The following is an 18,000-nucleotide window of genomic DNA, read 5'->3' on the forward strand; positions in this document are numbered from 1 at the left end:
GACGACGCCCCGTAACGGAACCGGGTGCCGGGCGGTACCGGGTCCTAGTAAGTTGTCGGGCATTAGTTGTCAGTTGTTAGCTCTTTGGATAAATAACTGACTAACAACGGACAACAAGCAACTGACAACTCGTTTCCTTCTGGAAGACTACTTAATTGTTTTTTAACGCGCCTGCCTGCAACGCCCGCACTGCTTTCGGTTTCTGTTCTCATATTTCTCGCTTTGCCAAAACCCGTTCTGCCCATGACGTTTCGCTACCGCCTGCTGCTGGCTTTGTTGCTAGCCGCCCCCGCCATTTGCCCGGTGCGGGCCCAACAGCCCGCCGCGCTGCCCGCCGCCCCCGCACCGCCCCCCGGCACCGGCTCGCTCACCGGCACCGTGCTCGACTCGCTGGGTGGCAAGCCCGTGCCCTACGCCACGGTGGTGCTGTTGCCGCCCGCGCCCAACGACAAGCCCATCACCGGCATCGCGGCCGACGACAACGGCCGGTTCAGCCTGACCAAGCTGGCGCCCGGCCCGGCCCGGGTCCGGGTGAGCTACGTGGGCTACGGCCCCCAGACGCGGGCCGTGACCGTGACGGCCGGCGCCACCGAAGTGGCGGCGTTCCGGCTGCCGGTGGCCGGCACCGCCCTGGCCGAAGCCGTGGTGGTGGGCACCAAGCCGGTGGTGGAAGTGCGGCCCGACCGCATCGTGTACAACGCCGACCAGGACGTGACCAACGCCGGCGGCACCGCCGCCGACGTGCTGCGCAAGGCCCCGCTGCTGGCCGTGGACGGCGACGGCAACGTGAAGATGCGCGGCTCCGGCAACTTTAAGGTGCTGGTGAACAACAAACCCTCGCCCACGCTGGCCAACAACCTGGCCGAAGCCCTGAAAGGCATTCCGGCCGACCAGATTAAGAGCGTGGAAATCATCACCACGCCCCCGGCCAAGTACGATGGCGAGGGCACGGCCGGCATCATCAACATCGTGCTGAAAAAAGGGGTGGACCGCGGCCTCAACGGCCGGGTGGGCGCCTCGGCCGGCAACCGCAACTCGAACCTCAATTCCTCGCTCAACTTCAAGAAGGGCAAAACCGGGTTCACATCGTCGCTCAGCACCGGGCGCTGGTACGCGCCGAGCGGGTTTGCGCGCGAGCGGGTGGGCTTTACGGATTTGGGCACCGACCAGCTCAATCAGAGCAGCACCGGGCGCTACGGCGGCGGCTGGTACTACGGCACGCTGGGCCTGGACTACGACCTAAGCGAGCGGCAGAGCCTGTCGCTGGCCGGCTCCGCGAACGGCTACCGCGGCAACAATCAAAGCGACCTACTCAACCAGTTCGTGTCGCCCGACGCCACGAAAAATGACTTGTTCACCCGCGCTACCAACAGCCTGTTCAGCGGCTTCAGCGGCGAGCTGACGGGCACTTACACCCGCACCTTTGCCCAGGCCCGCCGCGAGTGGAGCGTGCTGGGCCAGTACGCCCGCAACGACGGCACGTTCGGCTACGACTTCGACGAGTACCGCAACTCGGCCACGGCCCTGGAAACCGGCCGGGCCGACTACCGCGAGCGTAGCCGGGGCCGCACGCCGGGCGACGAGTACACGGCCCAGACCGATTTCACGCAGCCCTTCGGCGAGAAGCAAACCCTGGAAACCGGCCTCAAGGCCATCTGGCGCAGCACCGCCTCGGTGGCCGACGTCGACGGTCTGACCCGGGGCCAGTCGGCCGACTTTGTGCGCCTGCCCGAGCGGGCCACCAACTTCACCTACGACCAGAACGTGCAGGCCGCCTACGCCACCTACTCGTTTGCCGCTGGCAAGAAGCTGACCTTCAGCCTGGGCAGCCGGGTGGAGCGCACCGCCCTCACCGCCGACTTCCGCACCACTGATTCGGGCTTCGAGCGCAGCTACACCTCGGTGCTGCCCAACGGCAACGCCCAGTACACCCTCAGCGAAAGCAACAGCCTGCGCCTGGCCTACAGCAAGCGCATCACCCGGCCCTTCATCGACTACCTCAACCCGTTTGTGGACCGCAGCGACCGGCAGAACATTTCCTTCGGCAACCCCAACCTCGACCCCGAGCTGACCGACTCGTACGAGTTGAGCTTCAACACCAATGGCAAGGCTGGCTCGCTGAACATCACGGGCTCGGTGCGGCGCACGGGCAACGCCATCGAGTCGATACGCCAGCCCACCGATACGGCCGGCGTCACGGTCCAGACCTTCGCCAACGTGGCGGCCAACTCCTTTTACCAGCTCAATTTCTACGGCTCGGCCAAGCCCGCCAAGGGCTGGGACATCAGCGGCGGCCCCGACGTGCAGTACATCGTGCGCCGCAGCCCCGCGCTCGGCATCGAGCGGAGCGGCTTCACGGCCGGCCTCAACTTCAACACTTCCTACAAGCTGCCCAAAAAATTCACGGTGCAGGGCTTTCTCTACAGCTCGCTGCCCACGCCCGAGCTGCAAGGCCGCGGCGCGGCCAACCTCTACTACCAGATGGGGGCGAAAAAAACCATCCTCAAAGACAAGGCCGACGTCGTGCTCAACTTCGGCTCGCCCTTCAACAACTACTGGCCCTACCGCAGCACCACCACCACGCCCAGCTTCCGCGAAACCAGCGAGAACCGGTCGTTCCAGCGCTCCTTCCGCCTCAGCTTCAGCTACCGCTTCGGCCAAGAGCAGCAGGGCAAACAGCGCAAGTCCATCTCGAACGACGACAAGAAAGGTGGCGGCAGCAAACAAGGCGGACAGTGACGCTGCGCGAGACGCTGCGCTTAATAAAGAATGAGGAATGAAGAACGGTCCTTGCGCCGCCGTGGCAATCCGTTTTTTCCGGGCGACCGGCTCTGTGGCTTACGAAACCGGAGAAACTGACTGAGCTAGCCGCGGGCGGCTAAACCGGTAACCGGACGACGAGGCGTAATATTTTGCGTCTTGTCGTCCGCGCCGTGCACCTGCATTGGTTCGGTATTGTGCAATGACGAGACTCCAACTGTTGCGTTTCTACCGCGTTGCGGGGGCTTCCAATTTCGACTCAAATAGCCGTTCAGCTCCGACCACGGCCCGGCCCGCCGGCCTCAGCGCAGGTGCAACTGGCGCAGCACGTCCTGGCGGTAAGTGCTGCCCACGGGCAGCTCGCGGGTACCTACCAGCAGCACGTTGCCGCTGAGCCGCTCCACGGCCGTCAGGTTCACGAGGTAGGATTTGTGGATGCGGATGAACTGGGCGGCGGGCAGTTGGCTTTCCATCAGTTTCAGGGTTTCGGCCGTGAGCAGCACCCGGCCCGAGGCGAGGTGGCACTTCACGAAGTTGCCGTAGCCCTCCACGAAGTGCAGGTCGGCAAAGCGCACCCGCTCGGTGCCGGCGTCGGTTTTCAGGAACACCGAGTCGGCGACTGGGGCAGCAGGCGAGGGTGGCAGCGGCGGAAAACCGGACCCGCCTGCCAGCGGCTTGCCCAGCTCGTGCAGGCGGTTGACGGTTTTGACAAACCGCTCGAACCGGATGGGCTTGAGCAGGTAGTCGGCCACGCCCAGGTCGAAGGCGTCGAGGGCGTGGGCGGCGTGGGCCGTGCACAGCACCACGGCCGGCGGCTGGGGCAGGGCGCGCAGCAGCTCCAGGCCGGTGAGGCCGGGCATGTCCACGTCCAGAAACAGCACGTCGACCGGCGCCGTCCGCAGCGCGGTGAGGGCTTCCACGGCGCCGTAGCAGCTGCCGGCCCAGGTGGCCAGCCCGGGCAGGCGGTCGAGGTAGGCGCGCATCACCGTGTGGGCCAGCGGCTCATCATCGACCAGCAGGCAGCGGAGGGGAGCGGACATGGGCGGAGAGTTGCTAGCGGGCGGGCTTGTACGAAAGAATTCAGTTTTGCAAAAGTATTCGTACAAACCCGCGGCGCAGGCTGTACGAATAGATTTCATTTCAGGAGAATACTCGTACAAAGCCAGCGAGGAATCTGTACAAGTATTTTAGGATTTATGAAAATTCTTGTACAATGCCGACGAAGAATCTGCACAAGTATTTTTTGTTTTCCGAAAATTCTTGTACAGCGCCGGCGTACTTGAAGCGGGTCAAAGGTGCAAAGCCGCTGCAATACCGCCGCCCCACTTTCGGTGGGCACTCAGGCGTCAAAGCACCAGTTGCAGGCTGGCGGCGTAAAACGTGGCGGTGGCTTCCACGGACAGCCGGTGGCGCGGGCCGGGGTAGTACTGCGCCAGCCGGGCCCGCAAGGTAGGCAGCCCCAGGCCCGAGGGCGTGGCCCGGAAATGCGGCGGAATACTGTTGCCGGTGTGTAGGGTCAGGCCCACGTCGGTTTGGGTCAGCTCGATGCGGATGGTGTTTTCGCCGCTGGGGCCGATGGCGTGCTTGAAGCAGTTCTCGACCAGCGGCAGCAGCAACAGCGGGGCCAGCGGCTGGTCGGGGTGGGGCAGGTTCACGCGGAACTCGACCCGCGTGTTGTGGCGCAGGCGCAGCTTTTCCAGCCCGATGTAGTTGGCCAGGTACTCGGCTTCGGTGCCCACGGTCACGGTGCTTTGGCGGGAGCTGTCGAGCTGGTAGCGCATCAGGCCGGCCAGTTGCAGCAGGGCCTCGGGCATCTGCTCGGGCGCGGCCAGGCTCAGGCCGTAGAGGTTGTTGAGGGTGTTGAACAGGAAGTGCTGGTTCACCTGGGCCTTGAGCAGGCTCAGCTCAGTTTCGAGCTGCAGGGCCCGCAGCTGCTGCACCTGCAGGTGGCCCACCACGCCGCGCCGCACGTAGCGCGCCACGGTGGCCAGCCCCAGGGCGAACACCAGGTTGGCCGCGTTCTGCGCAAACCGCAGGGCGGCGCCGGTGGGTGGGCCGCCGCCGGCTTCCAGCTGCATCTTCACAATGCTGAGCCGTTCCACCTGCTCCACCCGGTCGAGCCCGGCGGCGCCGGCCACCACCAGCGCCAGCGTGGCCAGCGCGTACCACGCGTAGCGGCGGCGTTCGAGCAAGTGCGTCAACAGCCAGAAGTGGATGTAGATGGCCGCCGCCTGCACTCCCAGCAGCAGGGCCGTGTAGGGCAGGCCCATCGTGCGCAGGTTGCCTTGCCGCCCGAGCAAGCCACACACGATGACCACCAGGAGCCACACCACGCCGTGCCGCAGGGCCCGGCTTCGCCAGAATCGCGCGTTCTTCATGGCGCAAAGCTACCGGGCGGCCCCAAGGTCTTTCAAATCAATGTGATGAACGGCGTTCGTCCGCGCTGGCCGGGCGTTGGTCACTTTTCTGCCGCATTGGTCACAAAGAAATGGGGCCGCCCGCCCGGCCGCCGCACCTTTGAGTCAGCAATCCACCGCAAGCGGGCAACTTCGCCCGGTCATTTGGCATCCAGGGCTCAGGCCCGGTAATGCTTGTGCTAAGCCGGCGATTTACCCCCGGAATTTGTGACTACACCCCCATCACCTCATCACCTCATCACCTGCAATCATGGCCCTTTCCATTACCAACCTTTCCAAAACCTACCCCAACGGGACGCAGGCGCTGAAAAACGTCAGCCTGGAAATCCCCACCGGCATGTTCGGCCTGCTCGGGCCCAACGGCGCGGGCAAGTCCAGCCTGATGCGCACCATCGCCACGCTGCAGGACGCCGACACGGGCAGCATCAGCCTCGACGGCACCGACGTACTGCGCGACAAAGAAGCCGTGCGTCGGGTGCTGGGCTATTTGCCGCAGGAGTTCGGCGTGTACCCGAGCGTGAGCGCCGAGGAGCTGCTCGACCACTTTGCCACCCTCAAGGGCATCGCCAGCGCCCGGGAGCGCAAGGAGATGGTGGGCGCCCTGCTGCACCAGACCAACCTCTACGACGTGCGCAAGAAGTACGTGGGCGGCTACTCGGGCGGTATGAAGCAGCGCTTCGGCATTGCCCAGGCCCTGCTCGGCAACCCCCGCCTCATCATCGTGGATGAGCCCACCGCCGGCCTCGACCCCGCCGAGCGCAACCGCTTCCACAACCTGCTCAGCGAGATTGGCGAGAACATCATCGTCATCCTCAGCACCCACATCGTGTCCGATGTCTCGGACTTGTGCCGCCACATGGCCATCATCAACCGGGGCGAGGTGCTGCTCACCGGTGACCCGCTCACGGTGATGAACAACCTGCGCGGCAAAATCTGGCGTAAGCTCATCGAGAAAGCCGAGCTGCCGGCCCTGCAAGCCGCCACGCAGGTCATCAGCTCGCGCCTGTTCGCCGGCAAAACCGTGGTGCACGTCGTGGCCGACACTGCCCCGGACAGCGGGTTTGAAGCCGTGAACCCGGATTTGGAAGACGTGTACTTTTTGGAAATTAAAAATTATGAATTAAAAATTAAAAATGGTGCCCTAGTGGCCTGAACGGCTCATTTGGGCAGTTTTCGTCCGCCTCATTTTTAATTCTTAATTCATAATTTTTAATTCCAATGTTTCTCCCCATTCTTCTTTTCGAATTAAAGTACCGCCTCAAGCGGCCGGCTACCTGGATTTATTTCGGGCTCCTATTGCTCATGGCCTTTCTGCTCGTCACGGCTGCCGGTGGGGGCTTCGGCACGGGCGTCAACATCGCGCTGGGCGGCGACGGGCAGGCGGTAAAAATCAACTCGCCCTTCTCCGTCAACATCACCGTCACCATCCTGAGCGTGTTTGGCGTCATCATCGCCTCCTCGCTGATGGGCAACCCAGTGTACCGCGACTTTGAGTACCGCACGCACCCGCTGTTCTACACCACGCCCATTAGCAAGCTGGGCTACCTGGGCGGGCGCTTCCTGGGTTCCTACCTGGTGGCGGTGCTGGTGTTCAGCGGCCTGGGGCTGGGCGCGGCGCTGGCCGGGCTGATGCCCTGGGTGGAAGCTGACCGGTTCCTGGCCAGCACGCCGGCCGGCACCTACCTGCAGCCCTACCTGGTGATGGTGCTGCCCAACCTGCTGTTCACGGGCGCCATCTTTTTCACCATGGCCACGCTCACGCGCAACATCCTGAGCACCTACATCGGGGCCGTGGTGCTGCTGCTGGGCTACCTCATCTCCAGCAATTTCACCCAGGACATCAAAAACGAATACCTCGCTTCGGCCCTAGATGCCTTCGGCCTCGGCGCGCAGTTCCTGACCACCCGCTACTGGACGGCGATGGAGAAAAACAGCCTGCTGCTGCCCCTCTCGGGCTACGTGGTGCTGAACCGGGCCGTGTGGCTGGGCGTGGGGCTGGGCCTGCTGGCGCTGTGCTACGCCCGGTTCCGCTTCGCGGCCTTCGCCTCCGACAAGCCCGCCAAAAAGAGCCGCAAAGCGGCGGCCCAGGCCCCGGCGGCCGACGACGAGCAGGGCGCCGTCCCGCTGCCCGGCGGCCTGCGCCTGCCCCGCGTGGCGCAGGTGTTTTCGGGCGGCATGAGCCGGCGGCAGTGGTGGAGCCTTACCAAGCTGGAGTTTCGGGGCATCGTGCGCAGCCGCTACTTCGCGGCCATTGCCGGGGCGGGGGTGATTTTTCTGCTGGTCGTCGGGGCCACGCAGGTGGGTAAAACCTTCGACACCACCACCTACCCGGTCACCTACGAGGTGCTGGGGGTGTCGCTGGGCTCGTTCTTCTTTTTCTTCCTGGCCATCATCATCTTCTACAGCGGCGAGCTGGTGTGGCGCGAGCGCCAGGCCGGCGTGGCCCAGATTGCCGACGCCGTGCCCGTGCCCAGCTGGGTGCCCTTCCTGAGCAAGCTGGCCGCCCTGGGCCTGGTGCAGGTGGTGCTGCTGGGGGTGGTGCTGGTGGCCGGCCTGCTGCTCCAGACGTTCAAAGGGTATTTCCACTACGAAATCGGCCTGTACCTGGAGGCGTTGTTTCTGTACCAGCTGCCGTTTCTGCTGCTCTGGTGCGTGCTGGCCATGGTGACGCAGGTGGTGGTGAACAACAAGTACCTGGGCTTTTTCGTGGTGGTGCTCTACTACGTGGCCAGCCTGTTTCAGGGCCAGGCCGGGCTCACGCACCGGCTGCTCAGCTTTGCCGGGTCGGCGTCGCCGGGCCGGTACTCGGCCATGAACGGCTACGGCCACTTCCTGCCCGCCTTCTGGTGGACCAAGCTGCTCTGGGCCGGCGTGGCCGTGCTGCTGGTGCTGGCCGCCAACCTGCTCTGGGTGCGCGGCACCGACACCACCGGCCGCCTGCCCGAAGCCCGCCGCCGCTGGAACGCCGGCAGCACCGCCGCCTTGGCCCTGGGCCTGCTCATCAGCCTGGGTGCGGGCGGGTACATTTTCTACAACACCAACGTGCTGAACCAATACCGCACCACCAAGGCGGGCGAAAAGCAGCTGGTGGCCTACGAGCGGCAGTACCGCCGCTTCAAAGGCGTGGCCCAGCCCCGCATCACGGCCGTGGACCTGACCACCGAGCTGTTTCCCAGCGCCCGCGCCGTGCGGTTCCGCGGGCAGTTCACGCTGGTCAACAAGCACGCCCGGGCCCTCGACTCGGTCATCGTGAACATTCCGGTCGAGCAGCACCCGCGCGTGCGGGCCCTGGCCGTGGGTACTCCCGGCCAGGCCACCTTGGCGCTGAACGACACCACCTTCGGCCTGCGCATCTACCGCCTGGCCCGCCCGCTGGCCCCCGGCGACTCGCTGGCCCTCACCCTGGACCTGTTCTACCAGGAGCGGGGCTTCCCGAACGCGGGCTCCAACACCGACCTGGTGTACAACGGCACCTTCGTGAGCAATAACTACTTGCCCGGCCTCGGCTACCGCGAAGACACCGAGCTGGCCGGCGACCAGGACCGCAAAAACTACGGCCTGAAGCCCAAGCCCCGCATGGCCAACGTCCACGACCTGAAGGCCCGCCAGAACACCTACATCAGCGCCGACGCCGACTGGATTCGCTTCCAGACTACGGTCAGCACCGAGGCCGACCAGACGGCCATTGCCCCCGGCTACCTGCAGAAGGAGTGGGTGCGGGACGGCCGCCGCTACTTCACCTACGTCATGGACCGGCCCATGCTCAACTTCTACACCTTCCTCTCGGCCCGGTACAAGGAGTACAAGGCCGAGTGGGTCGACACGGCCGGGCGCCGCACCATTCCCATCACCATCTACTACCAGCCCGGCCACGAGTTCAACCTCAAGCGCATGGCCGAAGGCGCCCAGGACGCGCTGGCCTACTGCTCGCGCAACTTCTCGCCCTACCAGCACCGGCAGCTGCGCATCCTCGAATTCCCGCGCTACCAGGGCTTCGCCCAGAGCTTCGCCAACACGGTGCCGTTTTCCGAAAGCATCGGCTTCGTGGCCCAGGTGGACACGGCCAACCCCGAAGACCTGAACTACCCCTACTACGTGACGGCCCACGAGGTGGCGCACCAGTGGTGGGCCCACCAAGTCATCGGCGGCAACGTGCAGGGCTGCACCCTCATGGCCGAGGCCATGGCCGAGTACTCGGCCCTGATGGTGCTCAGCCACCACAACGGCCCCAGCACCATGCAGCGCTTTCTCAAATTCGACATGAACCGCTACCTGTCGGGCCGGGCCTTCGAGAGCAAGAAGGAAGTGCCCCTGGGGCTGGTCGAAAACCAGCAGTACATCCACTACGCCAAAGGCTCGGTGGTGATGTACGCCCTGCAAGACTACCTGGGCGAGGCCCGGTTGAACGCCGCCCTGCAGCAGTACGTGAAAGCCGTGGCCTTCCAGGGCCCGCCCTACACCAACTCGCCGGAGTTCATCGGCTACCTGCGCCGGGCCGCGCCCGACTCGCTGCAGCCCTTCCTGACCGACGTGTTCGACCGCATCACCTTGTACGACAACCGCGTGACGGCCGCCACCAGCAAGAAGCTGCCCAACGGCCAATACCAGGTCGACTTCACGGTGAAGTCGGCCAAGTTCTACGCCGACAGCCTGGGCAACCAAAAGCCCGCCGACCAGAGCCGCGACGTGCTGCCGGTGGCCATCTTTCCAGAAACCGGCAAGAATCAAAAGCCCGCCGCCCCCCTGCTGCTCGCGAAGCGCCGCCTGCGCGCCGGCGACAATCAGTTGCGCTTTGTAGTGGCCAAAAAGCCCGCCTCCGTGGCCGTCGACCCCTACCACCTCATCATCGACCGGCAGCTCGACGACAATACCAAGGACTTGTAGCCCGCTGGTCATTAAGTTGTCAGGCATCAGTTGTCAGTTGTTAGCTCCTTGGTAGACACTTGACGAACAACTCGTTTGCTTTTGGACGACTGCTTAAGGCGCCAAACAAAAAAGGCCCCGTCCAGAATGGTCGGGGCTTTTTGCGTTCCAGCAGCGAGCGGTTAATCTTCCTGCGACCTGCGTACTTCCCTCAGGTCGTGCTTCACTTGCTTGCGGGCGGTTTTGAGGAAGGTTTTGAGCTGCTGCTTGCGCGAAACCACGATGACCCGGGCATCGGTCAGGTTCACGGTCGACTCGCTGGCGGCGGCGTTCAGCGTCATGGCTTCGTCGGCGTAGCCCGCGTAGGTCACCACGGCATCCAGAGCACCGGCGGTGGCGGGCACCACAAACTGGAATTCTCCTTCGGCGTTGGTCACAGCCATTTGCTTGGTGGCTTTCAGGATGATGACAGCCCCGGGCAACGGCCCGGCGGGGTTGGTGATTTTGCCCGAAAGCACCACGTCGTCTTCCGCATCGGCTGGCCCCGCGGCCGGCAGGAAACGGCCGGCCACGACACCCGCAACGGGCGCGGTGCTGCCGACGAAATCCGCCGGGGCTTGTTGGGCGGCGGCGGGAGCAAGGGCCAGGGCGCAGGTCAGAAACGAAGCAGTAATCAGAAGCGAGAAGCGGCGCATAATTAGAAGCGGTTAAGGATGGATAATAGATACGTGGTTGAATGATGCAAAGAAGAATTGTTCCTATCCGGTGGGGCCGGCCTTCGCCCAACACCGGCTAATTGTCGGCCAACGACGGCCGGGGCCTGCGGAGGAAACGGGGTTGAGCCTAGCCAGTTGCCGGATACACGAAAAAATCCTGCCCCAAGGGGACAGGATTTTTTTCGCCCGAAGGCAGTCTTGCAGAAAGAAGGTGCGGTAGTAGGGTGATGAGGAAAAAATCGGGGTTGGCTAAGAAGCTACTTAGTTCTCAACGCCTCAGCGGCGACGCTTTTGGTGCGGAGGAGGTAAACCGAACCCAGCGCCTGCACCGGAGCCAGAGTCAGCGCTTCCTCCTGCAGGCCGCCGTAGCCGCAAACTATTTTTATCAGCTTGGCGTCGGCAGGCACGCGCAACTCAAATTCGCCTTCGGAATTGGTTACGGCGATGGTCCGGCTGCCCCACAGCCACACCGTTGCGCCGGGCAGGGCGCCGGCTTCGCCTTGCACCACGCCGTGCACCATCCGGTATGCGCCGGCCTTGGGGGGCTCCTCCACATTCCGGCTCACGGACCCGGGCACCGCCACGTGGTTGAAGGCGTATTGTGCCCGCCCGGGCACCCCCACAAACAGCAGGCTGACAGCCACCACGGCGGGGAGAAAGCAAGAGTCCTTGACGAGTTGCACTGAAGTAATAATTAATTTAACGATGCAAACATACTATATTATATTGACATTATGCAAACTATTCTTGAATTAAATTTCATCACCCTCGGATTCGAGGAGCGACGCGTCGGAAGTATACGTCAGCAAGCGCTGGCTTCCCACGCAGGTCCGGTGATGGTTGGGCGGCCGCGCGCCCGCCCGGCCGGCCTGTGGCTAAAGCGTTTTCCTGAGGCGTTCTTCCTGCTGAAAAGCCGCGTACGAATAGGCGTAGCAGAACCCCGCGGTGCCGAGCACCAGCACCAGCAGCGTCGGCAGCGCCCAGGCCGCTGGCAGCACCAAGGCCAGCCCGGCCAGCAGCAGGCCCGACACGCAGAACAGGATGCCGCCCACGCGGTGCGTGCGGGCCCACACCGTGGGGCTTTCCAGCGTCCAGGGCGTGCGGATGCCCACGAAATAGTTGGGCTGCACGGTGGTGAGGTAGTTGCCCAGCAGGGCGAAAAACACGCCCACCAGCACCGCAATGCCCCGGCCGGGTGCCGTACCGGGGTGCAGGGCCAGGTAGAGCACGTAGCAGGCCAGGCCGCTGAGCAGGCCCACCACGGCCAGGCCGAGCTTCTGGTAGTTGGCGCTGCGGCCATCGAGCCGGCGTTTGGGGTCGAGGCGGGGCAGCACCGCGAACAGCCCGGCCCCGCCGAGCGGCAGGGCCAGCGTGAGCAGCCACAGGTGCTCGCGGCTGGTGTAGCTGTTGGGTTCGCCGCTCGGGTCAAAGTGCGTGGGCACCTGCGCGGGCAGGGCCGGCCACGCGTAGAGCAGGTACAGCGACGGCACCACGAGGGCCACGAGGGTCAGAAGTTGCCAGGGAAGCAGGTTGTTTTTCACGGCAGAAAAATTAAAGCAGGTTGGCGGGACTAAGATTTGAACTGGTGCAGCCAGCCCAACAGCTCGTCAAACACCGTCATGTTGAGGGTATAGACCACGAATTGGCCGTGTTTCTGACTGGTCACCAGGTCGGCCTGCCGCAGCAGGTCCAGGTGGTGGCTGATGGTGGGGGCGGAAAACTGAAACTGCTCGGCGATGGCCCCGGCCGTTTGGGGCCCGGCCCGCAGGCGCTCCAGGATGGCGCGGCGTGTGGGGTCGTTCAGGGCTTTGAAAAGCGCGTTCACGGCGATGCTTTTATAATTAGACAAATGTCTAAATAAAATTTATATAAAAAAGCGCGACCCCGCCAAACGGGGCCGCGCGCATCAAACACTGTTGAAGGAGGCGGCGCTTAAGCCGGCTGCCGGGCGGTAGTTTCCGCCGTAGCAGCGGTTTCGGGCCGGCGCATCCAGCCCATGCCGCAGCGGGTTTGCATTTGCTGGCGGAATTTTTCGCGCTCGTCGGGGCTAAGGTGCTCCATGCGGCCGGCCATGCGCTGCTGCCAGGCCTTGCGCCGCTGGGCCCAGCCGCCGGGCCGCCCGCCCCGGAAGCCCCCGAACAAAATGCGGCTCAGCACGAGCAGGCCCAGGGTTTGCCCCAGGCTGATGGCCGGGCCGTTGAACAGCTCGGGCACCAGCCAGTTCCAGAGGTATTGGGTGACGAAGAGCGCCGCGGTAACAAACAGCGCCGCGAAGAGAACAAAGCGGAGGCCGCGAAGCAGCCAGAATTTACGGTCCATGATAAGTTGGGGTGATGTGTTGATGGGAGAAATGTGCTGATGTGCTGCTGGTGGGAAAGGGCGGGGTGCGATAGGTGATGTTGAAAAGCACACCAGCAAATCAAAGAATCAGCAAATCAATCCGTAAACAACTCGGTGTACAATTTTTGCAGCCGCTTGCGCAGGTGCAGCACGGCGTAGTGTTTGCGCGAAATCAGGGTTTTGAGCGGTACGCCGGTTTCGGCTTCCATTTCGCGGAAGGTTTTGTCTTCCAGCTCGTGCCACACAAACACCTGGCGCTGGGCGGCGGGCAGCTCGGCCAGCGCGTCGGTGAGAACTTCCATGAGGGTTTCGCGCAGCAGGCGGTTTTCGGGCGAGTCGTCGGGCGCGGGCAGCAGGTCGGCCAGCAGCAGGCCCTCGCCGTCGTCGGAGGCTTCGGCCGCGCCGAAGGCCGCTTCCAGGCTCACCGGTCGTTTGCGGCGGTAGAGGTCGGTGATGCGGTTGCGGGCCACCCGGAAGAGCCAGGCCGCGGCCTGCTCCACGGGCTTGAGCATGCGGTAGCTTTCCACGAGCTCGGCGAAGACGTCCTGCAGGAGGTCTTCGGCCTCGGCTTCGTCGGGGATGCGGCGGCGGATGAACTGCAGCAGCCGGGGCCGCTGCTGGCGCACGGCTTCGGCAATCTGGCGGTCTTGCTGCGAGGCCGTCATTGGGGGCAGGGAGGAGGGGAGCGAAAGTGCCAAGGTTTTCATTGTGCCCACGCAGACGCCGGCCTTCCGAAATTACTTTAACTTTTGTTGCTCCAGTAATTTCTACGAACGTCCTGCTTCGACAGCGCTCGGCAGGACGTGCTGGACGCAAGACAATGCGCAAAATCGGCCCGCTTTTTTCGTTTTTCCGGGTACCTTTGCCCGCCGGCCGGCTTTACCGCTCATTCGCCGGCTTTGTGAAAGAATGGACCAAACGATTCCCGAAGTCATCCGCACCGTTCCGCTGCAGTACTACGTCTTCTTCGCCTCGGCGCTGTTCGCTATCGGTGTCACGGGCGTGCTGGTGCGGCGCAACGCCATCATCATCTTCATGTGCGTCGAGCTGATGCTCAACGCCGTGAACATCCTGCTGACGGCCTTCTCGGCCTACCGCGCCGACCCCAACGGGCAGATTTTCGTGTTCTTCATCATGGCCGTGGCCGCCGCCGAAGTCTCGGTGGGCCTGGGCATCATCGTCATGATTTACCGCAACTTCCAGACCACCGACGTTAACTTATTGAGTCGGTTGAAGTGGTAGTTGGGGACTTGGGGGCTTAGGGTCTTGGGGACTTGGTGATTGTTCGGTTTCGCGAACGACCAGCCGCGCCTCCTCTCCCAAACCGCTCCAATCCCGCCTTCCCTCAGCCAAATCCCCAAGACACCGAGTCTCCACATGGAAACCGTTCTTCCCGGCGCCAACGCCCCGTATTCCACGCTGCTCTACGTCCTGATTCCGCTGCTGCCCTTCCTGGGCTTCCTGCTGAACGGGCTGCTGAACCGTAAGCTCTCCGGCACCGTGGCCGGGCTCATCGGCAGCGCCACCGTGCTGGGCTCGTTCCTGATTTCGGTGATGCTGTTCCTCAACTTTGAGTACCAGTACACCGTGCAGCTGTTCGACTGGATTACGGTGGGCTCGCTGCAAATTCCCTTCAGCTACCAGATTGACCAGCTCAGCCTCGTGATGCTGCTGCTGGTGACGGGCGTGGGCTTCCTGATTCACGTGTACAGCATCGGCTACATGGCCCACGACGAGAACGTGGGCAAGTTCTTCAGCTTCCTGAACCTGTTCATTTTCAGCATGCTGGTGCTGGTGCTGGGGTCCAACTTCGTCATCCTGTTCATTGGCTGGGAAGGCGTGGGCCTGTGCTCCTACCTGCTCATCGGCTTCTGGAACCAGAACACCGTCTACAACAACGCCGCCAAGAAAGCCTTCATCATCAACCGCATCGGGGACCTGGGCTTCCTGCTCGGCATCTTTCTGATTTACCTCACCTTCAACTCGGTGCAGTACGCCGAGGTGTTCCAGATGGCCAGCCTGGGCCAGTTCGGTACCTACGGCGCGGGCATCTGCACGGCCATTACGCTGCTGCTGTTCGTGGGGGCCATGGGCAAGTCGGCCCAGCTGCCGCTCTACACCTGGCTGCCCGACGCCATGGCCGGCCCCACGCCGGTTTCGGCCTTGATTCACGCCGCTACCATGGTCACGGCGGGCATCTACATGGTGCTGCGGGCCAACGTGCTGTTCACCCTGGCGCCCGACACGCTGCAAGTGGTGGCCATCGTGGGCGCGGCCACGGCGTTGTTTGCCGCCACCATCGGCCTGGCCCAGAACGACATCAAGAAGGTGCTGGCTTACTCCACGGTGTCGCAGCTCGGGTATATGTTTCTGGCGCTGGGCGTGATGGGCTACAGCACCTCGCTGTTTCACGTGCTGACCCACGCGTTTTTCAAGGCGCTGATGTTCCTCGGGGCCGGCTCGGTCATCCACGCCATGAGCAACGAGCAGGACCTGCGCCGCATGGGCGGCCTGCGCAAGGCGCTGCCCATTACGTTCGTCACCTTCCTCGTTGGCTGCCTGGCCATCTCGGGCATTCCGCCGTTCTCGGGCTTCTTCTCCAAGGATGAAATCCTGAGCCACGCCTACGAGCACAACAAAGTGCTGTGGGCCATGAGCTTGCTCACGGCCTTCCTCACGGCGTTCTACATGTTTCGCCTGCTGTTCCTGGCCTTCTTCGGCGAGTTCCGCGGCACGGCCGAGCAAAAGCACCACCTGCACGAGTCGCCCGCGTCGATGACGCTGCCGCTCGTCGTGCTGGCCGTGCTGGCGGCGGGGGGCGGCTTTCTGGGCGCGCCCATGTTCACCGGCGGGCGCCACTACCTGGCCGAGTATCTGGCGCCCATCTTCACCTACTCGCAGCGCCTCGTGCCGGCCGCCTTCGCCGCCGAGCCCGACCACAACACGGAACTGATGCTCATCGGCTTGTCGGTGGCCGCCGGCGTGCTGGGCATAGCTCTGGCTTACGTGTTCTACGTGGTCCGCGCCCAGCGCCCGGCCGCGGACGGCGCCCCGCGCTCGGCCCCCGAAAGCCTGGTGTACCATAAATACTACGTCGACGAGCTGTACGACGCGCTGTTCACCCGCCCGGTCATGGCGCTGTCCAACGGCTTGTTTAAATTCGTGGAAAACGGCCTCATCAACCCCGTCGTGGGCGGTTTTGGCCGGGTGGTGAACGGCGGCGGCCAACTGCTCCGCTACGTGCAAACCGGCGCCGTCGAAACGTACCTGATTCTGATGGTCGTCGGCATCGTGCTGATTCTGGGGCTGAATTACGCGCGGTTTTAATTTGAAATCGGCGAACACCTGATTCGACTGGCAATGAGTACGTGCTTGTTATTCTTGGGCGACATCGGCGGCAGTGAGCTGATGCTCCTGATGCTGCTGCCAATGCTGTTCATCGTCAACTTCATCCCGTCGTTCATTGCCCGCAAACGTTCGGACTTTCTCGTCATTTTCCTCGTGAACATCCTTGCGGGCTGGACCGTCATCGGCTGGTTGGTCGCCTTGTACCTGGCCCTTCGAAGACCCTTGGTTTACCTGCCCGCAACTGCGGCGGCTTCGGGCAATCCGGCTTCCTTCGTTGCGGATGAGCTGATTAAGCTGCGCAACCTGCGGGACCAGGGCGTGCTCACGGCGCAGGAATTTGAGCGTCAAAAGAACACGCTGCTCGGGTAAGCCCGGGTTTGAGGAAACTGGACGGCGCCCCACTTTCAAGCCTGCAAAAAGGGTTGTTCGACTGGGGCAGTACCCACTGCAGGGCGGTCGAACATGATAAGCCAAGCGTTAACCAACGTCGGCACCGTGGCCGGGGGCAGGGACTTCGGCCAGCACCCGCACGACAACATGGCAAGCATTTCCATTCCGCGGGTCGGCGACCTGGAGCACCAGGATGCCACGGGCCGGCAGGCCGTCATCCGTGCGGGTGATGAGCGCCGGCACCGGCCTGGCCTACCGCGAGAAAAATCACAGTCCCGGCAGGAAGTGAAGTTCCTGCAAACCCGGGTGTTTCCCAATCAGCGCGGCGTGGGCCTCGACTATGCCCTGAAGCGGGCCGGCAACGGCACGTATGCCTTTGTGCTGGAAGGCGAAGTGACCATCAACGGGCAGGCCCGGCACCGGCGCGCCGGCTTCGGGTTGTGGATATGCTGAGCATGAAAGCCGATGCGGCCGCCCGCCTGCTGCTGATGGAGGCGCTAATCGGGTGGCAATAGCGCGATGCAGAACGATTCTTTGGCTGCAATAGCTAAATATCAAGCTGTTTACCAGATACTATCAGGCGCAGGGGCGACGGAAAGAACAACTTTTTTAGAGGAAAAGGGTATAGCAGCACATCCGAAGCGACCCGCCCGGGCCGTTGCGGCGTAACGCCTTTATTCTCACACCCAAATAATGTTATGGTCTTGAAACCTAAACTCCTGCTTAGCCTCGCGTTGGGAGCAACCTTGCTTGGCACGGCCACTTCTCCCTCGCACGCCCAAAGTGCCGACAAGAAAACGGCCATTGGCCTTTCCGGCAGCGCTTTCCAGTACAAGGGCAACTACGGCTCCAACTTCTGGGACTGGAGCGAGAACAACTACGGCCCGGGCTTCAACGTGAACCGCTACCTCGCCCCGGGCCTGGACCTGGGCCTGCACCTGGCCTACGTGGAGCTGAAAGGCAGCCAGCCCGCCAATCCGGCCAACACGTTCAGCACCAACCTGGCCATTGCCAACCTGGCCCTCAAGCTCAAGCTCAACAACGGCTGGGCGCTGAAGGAAGACGCCCTCATCCAGCCCTACCTGCTCGTGGCCCCGGGCGTGACCTACCTGAGCCGGGAAGGCACGTTCCAGGACGCCAACATCGAGGGCAACGACACCAACGTT

Annotated in this window: 15 protein-coding genes and 1 pseudogene; 8 read left to right on the top strand and 8 right to left on the bottom strand. The window is 63.4% G+C overall.

The annotated features are described in order from the left end of the window. Positions 1 to 243 precede the first annotated feature (243 nt). Positions 244 to 2,739: a TonB-dependent receptor domain-containing protein gene (locus RMO51_RS15085; protein WP_310395950.1), complete on the top strand. Its 2,496-nt coding sequence runs from the start codon at positions 244 to 246 to the stop codon at positions 2,737 to 2,739. Between the two features lie 323 nt (positions 2,740 to 3,062). On the opposite strand, the gene RMO51_RS15090 is transcribed toward RMO51_RS15085, so the two are convergent. Together RMO51_RS15090 and RMO51_RS15095 are read right to left on the bottom strand one after the other, a co-directional pair. Then, the gene (locus RMO51_RS15090; protein ID WP_310395951.1) at positions 3,063 to 3,800 is read right to left on the bottom strand and encodes a LytTR family DNA-binding domain-containing protein; all 738 of its coding nucleotides are present in this window, start codon (positions 3,798 to 3,800) and stop codon (positions 3,063 to 3,065) included. 306 nt (positions 3,801 to 4,106) lie between these two features. After that, complete coding sequence (locus RMO51_RS15095) at positions 4,107 to 5,138, bottom strand: histidine kinase (RefSeq protein ID WP_310395953.1); 1,032 nt, start codon at positions 5,136 to 5,138, stop codon at positions 4,107 to 4,109. 289 nt (positions 5,139 to 5,427) lie between these two features. Between RMO51_RS15095 and RMO51_RS15100 the strand changes: the two genes are divergently transcribed. Both RMO51_RS15100 and RMO51_RS15105 read left to right on the top strand, forming a co-directional pair. Beyond that, positions 5,428 to 6,330 (top strand): ABC transporter ATP-binding protein, encoded by a 903-nt coding sequence (locus tag RMO51_RS15100; RefSeq protein WP_310395955.1) that lies wholly within the window; start codon positions 5,428 to 5,430, stop codon positions 6,328 to 6,330. Between the two features lie 65 nt (positions 6,331 to 6,395). Continuing rightward, positions 6,396 to 10,061, top strand: a complete 3,666-nt coding sequence (locus tag RMO51_RS15105) for a M1 family aminopeptidase (RefSeq protein WP_310395956.1) — start codon at positions 6,396 to 6,398, stop codon at positions 10,059 to 10,061. Between the two features lie 161 nt (positions 10,062 to 10,222). Here the strand turns inward: RMO51_RS15105 and RMO51_RS15110 are convergent, their stop codons facing one another. The 6 genes from RMO51_RS15110 to RMO51_RS15135 form a co-directional block, all read right to left on the bottom strand. Next, positions 10,223 to 10,735 carry a carboxypeptidase-like regulatory domain-containing protein gene (locus RMO51_RS15110; protein ID WP_310395959.1) on the bottom strand — a complete coding sequence of 171 codons (513 nt, stop codon included), beginning with the start codon at positions 10,733 to 10,735 and terminating at the stop codon, positions 10,223 to 10,225. A 278-nt stretch (positions 10,736 to 11,013) separates the two neighbouring features. Further along, complete coding sequence (locus RMO51_RS15115; protein WP_310395960.1) at positions 11,014 to 11,439, bottom strand: hypothetical protein; 426 nt, start codon at positions 11,437 to 11,439, stop codon at positions 11,014 to 11,016. A gap of 192 nt (positions 11,440 to 11,631) precedes the next feature. Further along, entirely contained in the window at positions 11,632 to 12,297 is a 666-nt protein-coding gene (locus RMO51_RS15120) for an SdpI family protein (protein WP_310395962.1), read from the bottom strand. A gap of 29 nt (positions 12,298 to 12,326) precedes the next feature. Continuing rightward, a complete protein-coding gene (locus RMO51_RS15125) occupies positions 12,327 to 12,605 on the bottom strand; it encodes an autorepressor SdpR family transcription factor (RefSeq protein WP_310395963.1) in 279 nt (92 codons plus the stop codon). 83 nt (positions 12,606 to 12,688) lie between these two features. Continuing rightward, on the bottom strand, positions 12,689 to 13,075 hold the full coding sequence (locus tag RMO51_RS15130; RefSeq protein ID WP_310395965.1) for a hypothetical protein: 387 nt from the start codon (positions 13,073 to 13,075) through the stop codon (positions 12,689 to 12,691). A 116-nt stretch (positions 13,076 to 13,191) separates the two neighbouring features. Beyond that, entirely contained in the window at positions 13,192 to 13,761 is a 570-nt protein-coding gene (locus tag RMO51_RS15135) for a sigma-70 family RNA polymerase sigma factor (RefSeq protein ID WP_310395967.1), read from the bottom strand. A gap of 244 nt (positions 13,762 to 14,005) precedes the next feature. Here RMO51_RS15135 and nuoK point away from each other — a divergent pair, with 244 nt between their 5' ends. From nuoK to RMO51_RS15160, 5 genes and pseudogenes are all read left to right on the top strand, one after another. Beyond that, on the top strand, positions 14,006 to 14,338 hold the full coding sequence (gene nuoK, locus RMO51_RS15140; RefSeq protein ID WP_188562078.1) for an NADH-quinone oxidoreductase subunit NuoK: 333 nt from the start codon (positions 14,006 to 14,008) through the stop codon (positions 14,336 to 14,338). A 135-nt stretch (positions 14,339 to 14,473) separates the two neighbouring features. After that, positions 14,474 to 16,423: an NADH-quinone oxidoreductase subunit L gene (gene nuoL, locus RMO51_RS15145; RefSeq protein WP_310395970.1), complete on the top strand. Its 1,950-nt coding sequence runs from the start codon at positions 14,474 to 14,476 to the stop codon at positions 16,421 to 16,423. 33 nt (positions 16,424 to 16,456) lie between these two features. Continuing rightward, on the top strand, positions 16,457 to 16,813 hold the full coding sequence (locus RMO51_RS15150) for a superinfection immunity protein (RefSeq protein WP_310395972.1): 357 nt from the start codon (positions 16,457 to 16,459) through the stop codon (positions 16,811 to 16,813). Positions 16,814 to 16,906: 93 nt separating this feature from the next. Then, complete coding sequence (locus tag RMO51_RS15155; RefSeq protein ID WP_310395973.1) at positions 16,907 to 17,287, top strand: pirin family protein; 381 nt, start codon at positions 16,907 to 16,909, stop codon at positions 17,285 to 17,287. 251 nt (positions 17,288 to 17,538) lie between these two features. Next, a pseudogene (locus RMO51_RS15160) lies at positions 17,539 to 18,000 on the top strand (hypothetical protein); the annotation flags it as partial.

Origin of the sequence: Hymenobacter sp. (assembly GCF_031398885.1) — a bacterium.
In the GTDB taxonomy this organism is placed as follows: Bacteria; Bacteroidota; Bacteroidia; order Cytophagales; family Hymenobacteraceae; genus Hymenobacter.

What these genes read in the sequence shown, in the direction of transcription:
- RMO51_RS15150 (WP_310395972.1), top strand. Translation starts at nt 16,457, where the DNA reads ATGAGTACGTGCTTGTTATTCTTGGGCGACATCGGCGGCAGTGAGCTG.
- RMO51_RS15085 (WP_310395950.1), top strand. Translation starts at nt 244, where the DNA reads ATGACGTTTCGCTACCGCCTGCTGCTGGCTTTGTTGCTAGCCGCCCCC.
- RMO51_RS15130 (WP_310395965.1), bottom strand. Translation starts at nt 13,075, where the DNA reads ATGGACCGTAAATTCTGGCTGCTTCGCGGCCTCCGCTTTGTTCTCTTC.
- RMO51_RS15105 (WP_310395956.1), top strand. Translation starts at nt 6,396, where the DNA reads ATGTTTCTCCCCATTCTTCTTTTCGAATTAAAGTACCGCCTCAAGCGG.
- RMO51_RS15095 (WP_310395953.1), bottom strand. Translation starts at nt 5,138, where the DNA reads ATGAAGAACGCGCGATTCTGGCGAAGCCGGGCCCTGCGGCACGGCGTG.
- RMO51_RS15090 (WP_310395951.1), bottom strand. Translation starts at nt 3,800, where the DNA reads ATGTCCGCTCCCCTCCGCTGCCTGCTGGTCGATGATGAGCCGCTGGCC.
- RMO51_RS15110 (WP_310395959.1), bottom strand. Translation starts at nt 10,735, where the DNA reads ATGCGCCGCTTCTCGCTTCTGATTACTGCTTCGTTTCTGACCTGCGCC.
- nuoL (WP_310395970.1), top strand. Translation starts at nt 14,474, where the DNA reads ATGGAAACCGTTCTTCCCGGCGCCAACGCCCCGTATTCCACGCTGCTC.
- nuoK (WP_188562078.1), top strand. Translation starts at nt 14,006, where the DNA reads ATGGACCAAACGATTCCCGAAGTCATCCGCACCGTTCCGCTGCAGTAC.
- RMO51_RS15100 (WP_310395955.1), top strand. Translation starts at nt 5,428, where the DNA reads ATGGCCCTTTCCATTACCAACCTTTCCAAAACCTACCCCAACGGGACG.
- RMO51_RS15155 (WP_310395973.1), top strand. Translation starts at nt 16,907, where the DNA reads ATGATAAGCCAAGCGTTAACCAACGTCGGCACCGTGGCCGGGGGCAGG.
- RMO51_RS15135 (WP_310395967.1), bottom strand. Translation starts at nt 13,761, where the DNA reads ATGACGGCCTCGCAGCAAGACCGCCAGATTGCCGAAGCCGTGCGCCAG.